10 protein-coding genes are annotated in these 12,934 nt (G+C 72.6%); 6 read left to right on the top strand and 4 right to left on the bottom strand.

What is annotated here, in order from left to right:
* From D7V77_RS34480 to D7V77_RS34465, 4 genes are all read left to right on the top strand, one after another.
* Positions 1–2,591 (top strand): penicillin-binding protein 1A (locus D7V77_RS34480; protein WP_233597411.1); only part of this gene is annotated, 2,591 nt, incomplete at its 5' end.
* Complete coding sequence (locus tag D7V77_RS34475) at positions 2,588–3,940, top strand: VCBS repeat-containing protein (protein WP_120580513.1); 1,353 nt, start codon at positions 2,588–2,590, stop codon at positions 3,938–3,940. The genes D7V77_RS34480 and D7V77_RS34475, both read left to right, overlap by 4 nt.
* Positions 3,941–4,136: 196 nt before the next feature.
* Entirely contained in the window at positions 4,137–5,504 is a 1,368-nt protein-coding gene (locus D7V77_RS34470; RefSeq protein WP_120580515.1) for an ABC transporter substrate-binding protein, read from the top strand.
* A gap of 40 nt (positions 5,505–5,544) precedes the next feature.
* Positions 5,545–7,194, top strand: coding sequence for an ATP-binding protein (locus D7V77_RS34465; RefSeq protein ID WP_120580512.1), 1,650 nt, complete (start codon positions 5,545–5,547; stop codon positions 7,192–7,194).
* 75 nt (positions 7,195–7,269) lie between these two features.
* Here D7V77_RS34465 and D7V77_RS34460 read toward each other — a convergent pair whose 3' ends face one another.
* Together D7V77_RS34460 and raiA are read right to left on the bottom strand one after the other, a co-directional pair.
* Positions 7,270–9,330, bottom strand: a complete 2,061-nt coding sequence (locus D7V77_RS34460) for an MXAN_5187 family protein (RefSeq protein WP_120580511.1) — start codon at positions 9,328–9,330, stop codon at positions 7,270–7,272.
* A gap of 156 nt (positions 9,331–9,486) precedes the next feature.
* Entirely contained in the window at positions 9,487–9,846 is a 360-nt protein-coding gene (gene raiA / locus D7V77_RS34455) for a ribosome-associated translation inhibitor RaiA (protein ID WP_120580510.1), read from the bottom strand.
* Between the two features lie 159 nt (positions 9,847–10,005).
* Between raiA and D7V77_RS34450 the strand changes: the two genes are divergently transcribed.
* Both D7V77_RS34450 and D7V77_RS34445 read left to right on the top strand, forming a co-directional pair.
* Positions 10,006–10,368 (top strand): response regulator, encoded by a 363-nt coding sequence (locus tag D7V77_RS34450; protein ID WP_014395148.1) that lies wholly within the window; start codon positions 10,006–10,008, stop codon positions 10,366–10,368.
* Between the two features lie 77 nt (positions 10,369–10,445).
* A complete protein-coding gene (locus tag D7V77_RS34445; protein ID WP_120580509.1) occupies positions 10,446–10,910 on the top strand; it encodes a hypothetical protein in 465 nt (154 codons plus the stop codon).
* A 13-nt stretch (positions 10,911–10,923) separates the two neighbouring features.
* On the opposite strand, the gene D7V77_RS34440 is transcribed toward D7V77_RS34445, so the two are convergent.
* On the bottom strand, positions 10,924–11,886 hold the full coding sequence (locus tag D7V77_RS34440) for an N-acetylmuramoyl-L-alanine amidase-like domain-containing protein (RefSeq protein WP_120580508.1): 963 nt from the start codon (positions 11,884–11,886) through the stop codon (positions 10,924–10,926).
* A complete protein-coding gene (locus D7V77_RS34435; RefSeq protein WP_233597410.1) occupies positions 11,883–12,866 on the bottom strand; it encodes a HEAT repeat domain-containing protein in 984 nt (327 codons plus the stop codon). The genes D7V77_RS34440 and D7V77_RS34435 overlap by 4 nt, the downstream gene beginning before the upstream one ends.
* Positions 12,867–12,934 lie beyond the last annotated feature (68 nt).

The following is a 12,934-nucleotide window of genomic DNA, read 5'->3' as shown; positions in this document are numbered from 1 at the left end:
CCCCGGCCCCGACCGGAGCCCCGCCGCCCAAGAAGGGTGGCTTCGGCGCCGCGCTGTGGCGCTGGACGAAGCGGCTCCTGGTGCTGGGCGCCGTCGGGCTGGTGCTCATCATCGGCGTGTGCGTGGGCACGTACGTCTACTTCAGCCGCGACCTGCCCTCCGTGGAGTCGCTGCGCAACTACCAGCCGCCGCAGGTGACGAAGGTGACGTGCGCGGACGGCTCGCTCTGCGCGGAGTACGCGCTGGAGCGCCGCACGCTCGTCCGCATGGAGGACCTGCCCCCGCACGTGCGCAACGCGTTCCTCGCCGCCGAGGACGCGGACTTCTACAAGCACGAGGGCCTGGACCCCTTCGGCATCCTGCGCGCGGGCGTGAAGAACCTCATCCCCGGCAGCCGCAAGTCCGGCGCGTCCACGCTCACGCAGCAGGTCGTGAAGAACATGCTGCTCACGCCCGAGCGCAGCCTGGGCCGGAAGATCCGCGAGTGGATCCTCACCCCACGCCTGGAGCAGGCGCTCACGAAGGATCAGATCCTCAGCCTCTACATCAACGGCGTGTACTTCGGGCAGCGCCGCTACGGGCTGGAGGAGGCGGCGCTCTACTACTTCGGCAAGCACGCCAAGGACCTGACCGTGGGCGAGGCCGCCGTGCTCGCGGGCACCGTGCAGTCTCCCCACCGCATCAACCCGGTGGCAAACATCACCCGCGCCAAGGCGCGCCAGCGCTACGTGCTGGAGCAGATGGCGGGCCAGGGCTTCGTGCCGCGCGCGGTGGTGGACGCGGAGAAGGAGAAGCCCATCGTGCTCGCGCCGCGCAAGACGGTCAGCGCGGGCGCCTACTACGCGGAGGAGATCCGCCGCACGCTGATTGAACGCTACGGCGAGAAGACGGTGATGGAGGGCGGCCTGCGCGTGGACATCGCGCTCGTGCCCAAGCTCCAGACCACCGCCGAGCAGGCCGTGCGTGATGGACTGGAAGCCGTGGACCGGCGCCAGGGCTACCGGGGCGCACAGGGCAAGCTGGAGGAGGCGCAGTGGAAGCGCTACCGCGAGCTCATCGTCCAGCGCATCGAGGAGGCCGGCCGCCGGCAGAAGGACCAGGGCTACGTCGCGGACCTGGCGCCGCTGGCGCAGCCTCTCGCCGCCCCGGCTCCGGCGAAGACGCCCACCGCGCAGGAGGTGGAAGGCGCCGAGGAGCCGCGCCCCGCCGCCCTGGCCGCGGACACGGACTCGGAGGAAGAGGAGGCCCAGTCGCCGGAGCGTGCGCGCGTGGGCCAGGTCATCCTCAAGCCGATGGAGGAGGGGCTGCGCCTCACCGGCTACGTGACGGAGGTGGACACGAAGCGCAACGTGGCGCGCGTGGACCTGGTGGGCCGCACCGCGGAGGTGTCCTTCGATTCCACCACCTGGGCGCGGCAGAAGGGCAAGAAGGCGCCCAAGGACATCTCGGACGTGTTCACTCCCGGGGAGCTGGTGTTCGTGCGCGTGCTCAAGGCTCCTCCCGCGCCGGCCTTCGTGGAGGCCACGTTGGATCAGGTGCCCGTGGTGCAGGGCGGGCTCGTGGTCATCAACCCGGCCAACCGCAACGTGGTGGCCATGGTGGGCGGCTATGACGCGGAGCGCTCGTCGTTCAACCGCGCCACGCAGGCGAAGCGCCAGCCGGGTTCGTCCTTCAAGCCCTTCATCTACGGCGCGGCGCTGGCCAGTGGCCGCTTCACCCCGCTCTCCACGGTGAACGACGCGCCGGAGTCCATCCGCGACCCGTACACGGGCAAGACGTGGCGGCCCAAGAACTTCGACGGGCGCTTCGAGGGCCCCATGACGCTGCGCACGGCGCTGAGCAAGTCGAAGAACACGGTGTCCGTGCGGCTCATCGAGTCGGTCACGCCCGCGACCGCCATCGACTTCGCGCGCCGGGCCGGCATCCGCTCCGCGCTGCCGGAGAACCTCACGCTGGCCCTGGGCACCGGTGAGGTGACGATGCTGGAGGCCGTCAACGCATACGCCACGCTCCAGGCCAACGGCCGCTACGCGGAGCCGCTGACGCTCCTGCGCGTGCGCGACGCGAAGGGCACGGTGCTGGAGGAGCACCAGCCGGCCTTCGAGGAGACGCTTCCCCCGGCGGTGGCGTACCTCACGACGTCGCTGATGCGCAGCGTGGTGGAGGACGGCTCGGCGCGCGCGGTGCGGGAGCTGAACCGGCCCGCAGCGGGCAAGACGGGCACCACCAACGAGTCCAAGGACACGTGGTTCAACGGCTACACGATGGACTGGGTGGCCAGCGCGTGGGTGGGTTTCGATGACAACTCGCCCCTGGGCAGCAGCGAGACGGGTGGCCGGGCCGCGCTGCCCATGTGGCTCAACTTCATGCGGGTGGCGGAGGAAGGACTGCCCGCGCGCGACTTCGAGGTGCCTCCGGGCGTCACCCAGGTGCGCATCGACCCCGTCACCGGGCTGCTCGCGGGCAACGCCGTTCCGGGCCGGATGGAGCCCTACCTGGAGGGCACCCAGCCCACCGCCGAGGCCCCGCCGCCCGGACAGGTGACGCCGGACAACTACTTCCTGGAGGAAGGTGGCAAAAGGGGGCTGTGAGTCGCTCGCTCCTTCCGCTGGTCCTCGCGCTCGCGTTCGCCCTGCCCGCCCAGGCGGAGTCGGACGAAAGCGCGCCTCCCGCCTCCGCCCGGCTGGCCCTGGCCGTGGCCGACGCCATCCGCGGTGCACCCGCGGAGGCGCCCGTGGCGCTCTGCCTGTCCGGAAGCTCTCCGGAGTTGCGCCGGGCCTTCGGGACGCTGCTCGCCGCGCGGCTGTCCGCGATGAACCTGGGGCCGGTGGTGCTGGACGTTCCGCCCGAGCGCGCCGAGGCCGCCGCCCGCGAACAGGGAGCCCGCTCGCTGGCGCGGCTCACGCTGGACGTGGAGGGCGGCGAGTTGGTGGCACGGGGTGACGTGCTGGGCACGTGGGTGAACTTCTGGTCCGGCCGCACGCCCACGCGTCCACCGAAGCCCGCCGCCGCCGTGGCCGAGGGCGTGGAGGCCGATGCCGCGGTCCTGGCGTTGGCGGCGGTGGGGACGCCGTCCTCGGGAGTGACGGGCCCGGGTCCGCGGGAGCGGCGGCCGGTGAGGCTGCTGGGCGCGGTGTTCGCGAGGCTGGAGACGCCGCTGGCCGCGCTGGCGGCGGGCGACCTGGATGGCGATGGCCGCGATGAAGTGGCCGCGCTCACCGAGCACGAGGTGGTGGTGTTCGGCGCGGACGGGCGGGTGCTCGCGAGGCGGGAGCTGGAAGGGGCGTCGGCCACGGCTACGACGCGCGAACCCTTCGGAGCGCTGGCGGTGCTGACGGGGCCGCCTCGACTGGCGGTCTGGAGCACGCGGTATGCGCGCGGCGAGGTGCTGGTGCTGGACAAGGCGAAGGGGACACTGCGTCCGTCGGGGACGTTGGACGCAGCGCCGCTGGGGACGGCGGAGCGCGGGACGTTCGTGCCGGGACAGACGGTGTTCGCGCCCGAGGTCCGGCTGGCGGACGGGCGGAGTCTCACCGTGCCCGCGCCCTTCGGTACGGCGAGCTTCGCGGCGCCGCGCATGCTGTTCGTGCACGCGGACAGCTCGGCGTCGCTCTACACGCGTCCCGCATCCGCGCCGTTGAAGGTGTCCGGGCTGGGCGCGGGCAGCGCGCTGGGAGACCTGGATGGGGACGGGGTGCCGGAGCTGCTCACCACGTCACCTCAGCTCCAGCCGTCGCCAGACGTGTTGAGGGTGCTGTCGTTGAACTCCGACGCGCCACTGGCGCACGAGCCCCTGTGGCAGGGAGCGCTCCCGCCGGGCCGGGCGCTGTACGTGGTGACGGCGGACCTGGATGGTGACAAGCGCCGCGAAGTCATCGTGGGTTCGTGGAAGCCGGACGGCACGGGCGAGCTGTTCCTCCTGCGCCAGGGTGCACCGTGAAGAGGGCGCACAAGAGCCACGAAGTCCTGGTGAGGCAGTCGCGGTCCAGCGGCACGGGTGCACCATGATGAAGGCCCACAAGCGCCTCGAACTCCTGGTGATGGCGTCGCGGTCCAGCGGCACGGGCCATTCGGCCCCGCCTCGGCAGGTGGGCCGCGAAGCAGCGGCGGCGCCGCGGTATCGACAGGAGGGCGCAGTGAAGATGCGCTCCGCACTCGCGGGCCTCGTGTTGCTGTCCTCCACTCCGGCACTGTCGGCCAGCCGTCCGCGCTACGGCGGCGAGCTGCGGGTGGCGCACGCGGGGCCCCCTGAAATCGGGGAGCCCGCGCTCGCGGACACGCCGATGGAGGCCGCGCTGCTGGGCCTGCTGACCCGATCCGTGTGCCGCGTGGACACCGGCGGTCAGGTGCATCCAACCCTGGCGCGCGAACTGTCGCGCCCCGTACCGCAGGCCCTGCGCGTGGCGATGCCCTCCGCGGCCAGCGCGACCGCCGTGGCCCGCGCGTGGACACGGCTGTCCTCCACGGAGTCGCAGTCTCCGTACCGCGCGCTCCTGTATCCCCTGCGCGGCGAGGGCCGGCAGGTGACGTCCACCGGCGCCACGCTGGACCTGGCGCTGGCGTTTCCGTGGCCCGACCTGGAGCGCTCGCTGTGCCACCCTGCCCTCGCGACGCCGCCGTCGCCCGCGTCGGGACCGTTCAGTGCCGTGGGCCGGGGCGTGCTGGAGGCCCAGGTCGCGTGGCCCGAAGGCCGTCCGTACCTGGACCGGCTGGCGCTCACCGCCACGGATGAGCGGGGCCTCGCGCGGCTGTGGTCCGCGCGGCAGGTGCAGGTGGAGCTGGGCATACCGCCCGACGACAACACCCTCACGGGCGCCGCGCTGTACGCGACCTATCTGGCGTATTCGCCCCGGAAGGTGCCTGCTGACTTCCGCCAGGCGGTGGAGAGCGCCATCGACCGCGAGGACCTCACGCGCCTGTTCGTGAAGGGCCCCGCGGTGCCCATGGCGAACCTGCTGCCGCCCGCGTTGATGCCCCAGGGCCCCAGGCCCCGGCCCAATGCGCCTCCGGCGGGCGCGACCCGCAAGGTGACGCTCGTCTATGACGCAGCGCTGGCGGATCAACGCGCCGTGGCCGAGCGCATCCAGGTGAAGCTGCACGACCAGGGCTACACCGTCGCGCTGGAGCCCCAGTCGCGCGCCGCGCTGCGAAGCCGTCAGGCGAAGGGCGACTTCGAGCTGATGCTCAGCGCGTTCCTGCTGCCGCCCGTTCCCGGCCCCGCGCTGGCGGTGGTGCTGGAAGCTGGCGGCCGCCGCGACCTGCTCGGCGTGGAGCTGCCGCCCATCGGGGCCCTGACGGACGCCGGAGCCCGGGACGCGCGAAGCCGTGAACGGGCCCTGGCGCTCGCGCCCTCCGTGCCCCTCATCCCGCTGTACGCCCAGGGACTCGCGCTGCGCGTCGCGCCGGAGGTGACGGGGCTCGTGCTGGATGCCCAGGGCCTGCCCGTGCTCGAAGGCGCCTGGCTCGCCCCCGTCGAGGCCTCTGGCGGCGGAGGCCGGCCGTGAGCCCCATCCACGCGGCAGCTCCCAGGAAGGACCGGCCCGCATGCGCCTGAGGACCCGGCTCGCGCTCGCCTTCGCCCTCCTCGCGCTGGTGCCGCTGGCGGTCGTCGTTCCCCTGACGCTGACGCGCCTGCGCGACACGCTGTCGCGCGAACTCGACGCGCGCATGACGGCCGCCACCGCCTCCGCGCAGGAGTCCCTGGAGCGCTCCGCCGCCAACGCGCGCCGCGCCGTCGAGGAACTGGTGGAGAGCCCCGCCATGGAGGACCTCGTGCGCGACGCGCGCACCGCCCCCCTGCGCGTCATCCAGGCCAACACCGCCGAGGGCCTGATGAAGAGCCGCGGCCTCACCGTGCTCACGCTCTTCGACCGCAACGGCACCGTGCTGTCCTCCGGCCACCTGCCCGCCCGGCGCGGCGACCCGGACCCCGCCCTCTTCGCCGTGACGAAGGAGAAGTCCCCCAGGCCCGTGACCGTGCGCGTGGACGTGCGGGGTGACGCGGGCCTGCGCCAGGTCCCCGCGCTCGTCACCGCGCGCCCCGTGGACTACGGCGACGTGCGCCTGTGGGCCGTGGGCGGCGTGGTGCTGGACGACGGCCTGGCCCAGCACCTGGCCCGCCTCACGCAATCCGACGTGACGCTCCTGTCCGGCGGCACCCAGGTCGCGCACGCGGGCAGCGCGGCCCCGCCCACCGTGGAGCAGCTACTGTCGCTGGGCAACGCGGCCTCCGTGCGCCTCACCTTCAGCCGAGCCGCCGCACGCGAAGCCGAGGAGGGCGTCATGCGCGCGTTCCTCCTCCTCGCCGGCCTGGGCCTGGGCTTCGCGGCGCTCCTGGGCCTCCTGGTCTCGCGCTGGATGACGCGCCCCGTGGAGGCCCTCACCTCCGGCGCCCGCCGCGTGGCGGAAGGCGCGCTGGACGTCCAGGTGACGGCCCGGGCCACCGGCGAGGTGGGCGAGCTCGTCCGGACGTTCAACCACATGACGTCCGAGCTGAAGAACACCACCGAGCGCCTGATGGCCACCGAGCGCATCGCCGCGTGGCAGGAGGTCGCCCGGCGCCTGGCGCACGAAATCAAGAACCCCCTCACCCCCATCCGCATGTCGCTGGAGACGCTGATGGCCGCGCACGAGGCGCGCCACCCCAGCTTCCCCACCCTCTTCAAGGAGAGCGCGCGAGTGGTGCTGGAGGAGGTGGAGCGACTGCGGCGCATCGTGGACGAGTTCAGCCGCTTCGCGCGCCTGCCCAAGCCCCAGCTCGCCCCGGTGGACCTGGGCGAGCTGACCCAGAGCGTCCTGTCGCTGTACGCCGCGCCCCCCGAAGGCATCCAGATGGTCCCCACGCTCCAGACGGGCGTGGTGGCCCGCGCGGACCGGGACCAGCTCACCCAGGTGCTCGTCAACCTGGTGAAGAACGCGGAAGAAGCGATGACGGGCAAGGGCGGCGCGCTGCGCGTGCGCGTGAAGGGCACCGACGCGGACGCCATCGTCGAGGTGGAGGACGAAGGCCCCGGCATCCCCCTGGAGCACCGCGCCCGCATCTTCGAGCCCTACTTCACCACCAAGGACGGCGGCACCGGCCTGGGGCTCGCCATCGCCGCGCGCATCCTCCAGGAGCACGGCGGCCGCCTGGAGGTCGGCGGAGAGCCGGGCCAGGGCGCCCGCTTCAGCGTCGTGCTCCCCCGCGCGAGCTGACCCCCACGCAAGAAGGCCCGGCACCTCGTGGAAGAGGTCCCGGGCCTTCGGGCACCACACGGTGGAGCGCGGCCGTCAGTCCTTGACGGGCGTCGCCTTGAGGGCGGCCTTGCCCTCCTTCACGTAGACCTGGAAGCGCACCGTCTTGCACGCGTACTTCGTGACGAGCTGCTCCTTGTTCTTGCGCAGCTTCTGCACGAACTTGTCGTACGTCAGGCCGTCCGCCTGCTCACCGCAGCGCTCGCGCGTGGTGACGAACTCGCGGAAGACGTCCTGGAAGTGCTGCTCCTCCGACAGCGCCGCGGCCGCCGCGCCGTTGACGCCCGGCATGGGCAGCGGCACCGCGTTGGAGCGCGGAGCCGGCATCGGGATGGCCTCCGACGTGGGCCGGGTGCTGGCCTGGAGCAGCTCGCGCGGAATCGCCGCCACGCGCGTCGTCTCCGGGGACTCCGGATCCGAGGACTGCGCCGCCGCCAGCGCGAACGGATTGGCCGCCTGCTGGAGCGAGTACGCCGCCGTGGGCTGATCCTCGAAGGCGAACGCGGCGTGACGCGGCGCCGCCGGAGCAATGGGCTCGGCCGACGGGACCGGCTGCTCGAAGGGCATCGCGCCGCCATGGGCGTACGCCGGAGGCGGCGCGAACTGCTCCGCGGCCGGCGGCGGATAGGCCGAGGGCGGAGACGGGAACGGGAACGACTCCACCCCGGCGAACGGATCCGCCAGCGGAGCGGCGGCCGGAGGCGGCATCGCGAACGGAGCGGCGGCCGGAGGCGGCATCGCGAACGGATCCGCGGCCGGAGCCGGAGTGCCCGGGAAGGGGAACGCGTCCCCGAACGGATCCGCGGGAGCAGCGGCCGGCGGAGCGACCGAGGCGAACGGATTGGACAGGGGCTCCGCGTGAGCGGCCGACCCGAACGGGTTGGACGGGGGCTCCGCGTGCGCGCTCGACCCGAACGGATCCGCGGGAGCAGCGGCCACGGGCGCCACGGCGGCCGGAGCCGGCGGCGACGTGTTGGCCACGGGCTGCGCGGCGGGCGCGGACTGCTGCGCGGCCATCGCCGCGCCCCAGCCCAGCGTGTCCGAACCGCCCGACACGGTCTCCTCGCCGGAGTCCTTCTTGCTCCCGCCCATCAGCGCCGTCCACACCAGGCTCAGCACGAACAGGCCCGCGAGCGCGAGCAGCGCGGTGTGCTGGTACGCGGCCAGCGGAGCCAGCGTCGCCGCCGTGCCCGCGAGGACCACGACTTCATACGGCGTGCCCGTCAGCGCCTGGCGCGAGCCCACGAACAGCGGCGCCTGGCCGCCCATCGCGTCGCCATTGGTGAAGGCGGGCAGCTGCACCGGGCCCAGCGCCTGGAGCGAACCCGACTCCAGCACCGTGTCCTTCGCACCCACCGTCAGCCGGGGCAGCGAGCCCTCCAGCCGCGCCTTCTCCGCGCCAACGCCACCCACCACCTTGTCACCGCCCTGCACGAGCCCCACCGCGGCCGCGCCGGACGCATCCAGCGCGCCCTGCAGCGCGGCATCCGCGGCCAGGGGCACGCCCACCACCAGCGTCACCGCCGGAGCAGGAGTCCCCTCACCGCTCCACACGAGCGGCACGGACGCGAACACATGCGGCGCCCCGAAGGCGTCCACCACGGACGTGCCCGCCTTGGCGAGCGCCGCGACATCCAACGCCGCGGTGTCCGAGGAAGGCTCGGCGCCCGCGCGCGCGTGGAAGACCGCGTCGCCGGCCACCACCGCCACCACCGCGCCCTGGAGCTCCTGGGGCAGACCGGCTTCCGCGGCGGTGCGCAGCGCGCCGAAGCGCTCCGCGGTGAGCGGCAGCAGTCCGGCCGTCTCCTCCGCGTCCTTCGAACCGTAGCGGTCGCGCGGAGACTTCGGCGCGGGCGCGGGGGACAGCGCGCGCACGGCGGCGGCCATCTGGGGGCTGCCGGCGAGCTTCAGCGCCAGGGATTGTGCTTCCGCGCGGCGTGCATCCACGCGACGCGCGACCTCGCCGGTACCCGACGCGGCCTGGAGCGACGCACCTTCCACCGCGCGCGCACGCTGAGGCGCCGACAGCGTCGGGAGGTGAGCCAGGCCCAGTCCGAGGACCAGGAGTGCGAACAGCAGGAACTTGAGGCGGACCATCGCCGTCCTTTAGCCCAGGGGTGAGGGGTCCGCTTATAGCGTCCACCGTTCGACCCCAGCAAGGAACTGGCCCGAAGGAACCCGGGGGCCGGATGCCTGGCTGGCATCCGGAATTCCCGGGCCCTTCGTTCTGTCACACCCGATACAACCGGCCGCCTAGTAGTTCGTCGCGTCCGCGTTCAGGTCGTACGGCAGGCCGTTCGTCTTGACCTGGCGGCGGCGCTCCAGCGCGCGCTTGATGGCCTTCTCCAGGCGGTCACGCGTTGCGTCGATGGCCTGGAACAACGTCTCCGACGTCTCCGTCACGTGCACGGATTCCATTCCAGGCATGCGCACCGTGACCCGGCACTCCTTGTCCACGCCTCCCTTGGGCCCGTTGATGTCCACGAGCGCGATTTCGATCTCCGACGCCTCGTCCTCGGCGAACCGTTCGATATGCGCCACCAGATGCGTGTCCACGTACTGCTTCAGGTTGTCCGTCAGCCCCAGATGCACTCCCCGCAGCTGCACCTTCATGGATTCACCTCCGGGCACAAACATGGGCAGTCCCCCGCCCGCCCGTGAGGGGCTTTCGCAAGCCTTCCCGCCTGCCCTCCCCCGAAGCAGCCGGCCGGACGTCACCGCGCCCGGGACACGATGGACGAATCCCGCGCGGCACCGGGTTGCTCTAGTCGCATGGATGGCGAGCGAATCAAGGTCCTGCTGGTAGAGGACGACGGGGACAGCCGCGAGCTCCTGGCGGAGCTCCTGGAGGACGACTTCGAGGTCACCACCGCGTCGGACGGGGTGGCGGGCCTGAAGGCGTTCGAGGCCACGCACCCCGACGTCGTCGTGACAGATGAATCCCTGCCCGGAATGAACGGCACGGAGCTGGCGCAGCAGGTGAAGGAGCGCGAGCCCAGGGCCCGCGTCGTCCTGGTCTCCGGCTACGCGCAGGTGGAGGGCGCGGACTACTGCGATGCCGTGTTGCGAAAGCCCATCGACGTGGAGCGCCTGAGCCGCATGGTGGGCGAGCTGGGAGACGCGGCGCGGCACTGACGGAAATTCGCGCGGCGCACAGCCTGCCATCCGCGCGAGCCGTTCCTAACATTCCAGCCATCGCCCAGGAGGGCCCCATGAGGTACTGCGCACGGTGTGGCTCGGAGTATCAAGACAGTGTCGTGGACTGCACGGATTGCCCCAACCACCCACCGCTCGTGTCCGCGGAGGAGATGCACGAGCGGGGGCTGCCCCTGCCCCATGAGCTGGATCAACGCCGCTTCGTGAGGGCGGGCGTCGCGGACGATCCCGTGACGGCCCAGGTCTTCGTGGACGTGCTGGACGAGCACCGCATCCCGCTCATCGTGCGCCCCGGCCGCTCGGGCGTGGTGGACGAGCTGACCACGGGCAACCTGCTGCCCTGGTGGGAACTCCTGGTACCGGACACCGAGCAGGTCCGCGCCGCGCTGCTCCTGGAGGAGGAGAGAATCCAGACGCGCGTCTACGGGGACGAGGCCGGCCGCGCGGCGGAGGAAGAGGAGCTCGAGGACGAGCGGGCTCGCCAGGCGTCGACCGACAACAGCGCGCCCCCGGCGTACTAGCGGCCCACCGCCGTCAGGGCGAGCCCACGTCCGCGCTGCCTTGAGCGGGCGCGGGCTGGGACGCGAGCGTGGCGGGCGGACGCCGGGCCTCGAAGAGGCTCACGCCCGTCACCCTCCACTTGTCGTAGCGCGCGTTGCGGGCGAGGAACGTCTCCAGGTCCTCGTCCACCACGCGGTTGTAGCCGCCCCTGGACGCGTGGCGCAGGTACGTGCGCTTCTTCTTCTGCACCACGAAGCCCAGGTGGGTGATGCGCGTGGCCTTCAGCGGCAGGTCCTCGCGCATCACGACGAGGATGGTGCCGGAGGCCACGCCACGCGCGTGCTCGAGCACCTTGTCCAACGGAATCATGTCCAGGGTGAAGGTGCCCACGGGCTGGCGTTCGCTGGGCAGCTGCAGCGCCATGGACGACTTCGACTGCCAGGTGCGCGCGGTGAGCGTCTTGGTGACGGAGACGGTGTCCGCCTTCGCGTACCTGCGCGTCACGTCCACCAGCAGGCCCTTCTTGATGTTGTTGGGCAGCCACTGCGCTTCCATCAGGTGGTTGCGGTCCTCGTAGGTGGGCGTGCTCGCGTAGCGGATCCGCTCCAGCAGCGCCGGCACCTCCGGCTCGCCGCGCGCCAGGCCCAGGGCCAGCGACTCCTCCACGAAGGTGAGGCAGTCCACCGCGTCCAGGCGGAAGGTGGGGTCCGGGTCCACGCCCTGCCCTTCGCCCAGCGGCGACAGGACATAGGGCGTGTTGAGGAACTTCTCGCTCATGCCCAGCAGGCGCTCCGCCAGCGGGGACTCGGCCTTGTCGGCGATGAGGGCCGCGCGCTGCTCGGGCGTGAGCACGCTCCAGCCGTTCTCCCGCACGGGCGGAGCCACCGCCAGTTGCGCCGACGCGGGCACCGCGCGCGCAGGGGGCACCGGAGTCGGGGCCTGCTTCACGGGAGCCTGGGACAGGAGCGCGAGCGCGCAGACACCCCACATGCTCACGGCGCCACCCCGGCCTTGCGCAGGATGGCCTTGCGGCGGTCGTCCGCGAGCTGGAGCGTCTCCAACTCCTTCTCGTAGACGAGCTTCTCCTCCCCCTTGGCGTTCCACGACGCGAGCACCAGCCAGTCCAGCGACGCGGCATCGCCGCCCTGGTGCAGCAGGCGCGCGGCGGTGGCGGCCAGGGTGCGGTCCGCGTCATTCAAGAGCGGCGACAGCACGGGGCTGGCCTTCTTCGCCGGCACGCCCTCGAAGAGCACCAGCCCCTGGCGGCGCACGAACTTGTCCGTGTTGCCCAGGAGCTTCTGCGCGAAGGCGAAGCCCTCCGGGGCCCCCAGCCGGCACAGGCCCCGGGCCGCGGCGAAGCGCGTGCTCTCCGAATCGCTGTCCAGGTACGTCTTGAGCGCGGCCTTCTGCTTCGCGTCACCGGTGGCGCCCGCGGCCTCCAGCAGCGCCGCGCGGACCTCCAGCTCCTGCTCGTCCTTGGCGGCGGCCATCAGCGGCTTGCCCATCTTCGGGTTCTTGGACGCGCCCAGGGCCCGCGCGGCCTCGCGGCGCACGCCGCTGCTCTTGTCCTGGAGGAGCGGCAGCACGGCGGCGGTGTTGCGGCTGCCCAGCCGGGCCAGCCCCTGTGCCGCGTACATGCGCACGGTGCTGTCGCCATCCGACGCCAGCTTCGCCAGCGTGGACTCCCCCGTGCGCGCGCCCAGCGACGCCAGCAGCGCCACGAGGTTGCGGCGGGTGCGCTCCTCGTAGGTGGTGCGCAGAAGCGGGCCAATCTCCTCGGCCGCGTAGGCCTCCTGGCGCAGGAAGCGCAGGCGCGACGTGGCGGGAGGCACGGGGGCGCCGTTGGCCACCTGGGCGAGCACGGTGTCCGCCTCCGCCCGGCCCTGGGCCTTCTTGGACGCGGCCCCAGGGCCAGCGAGGCCGGTCAGGGGCAACAGCAGCACGACGAGCAGGGCACGGACGGACGGTGGACGCACAGGAGCGGAACGATGGCAAGCACGGCCCCCGCCGTCAAAGTCCACCCCTCCGCCCGGCCCCCTGCTTC

This window comes from Corallococcus sp. CA041A (genome assembly GCF_003612075.1).
GTDB classification, from domain to species: domain Bacteria; phylum Myxococcota; class Myxococcia; order Myxococcales; family Myxococcaceae; genus Corallococcus; species Corallococcus exiguus.
The sequence above is the reverse complement of the archived record's forward strand: the minus strand, read 5'-3'. Positions and strand labels throughout refer to the sequence as shown.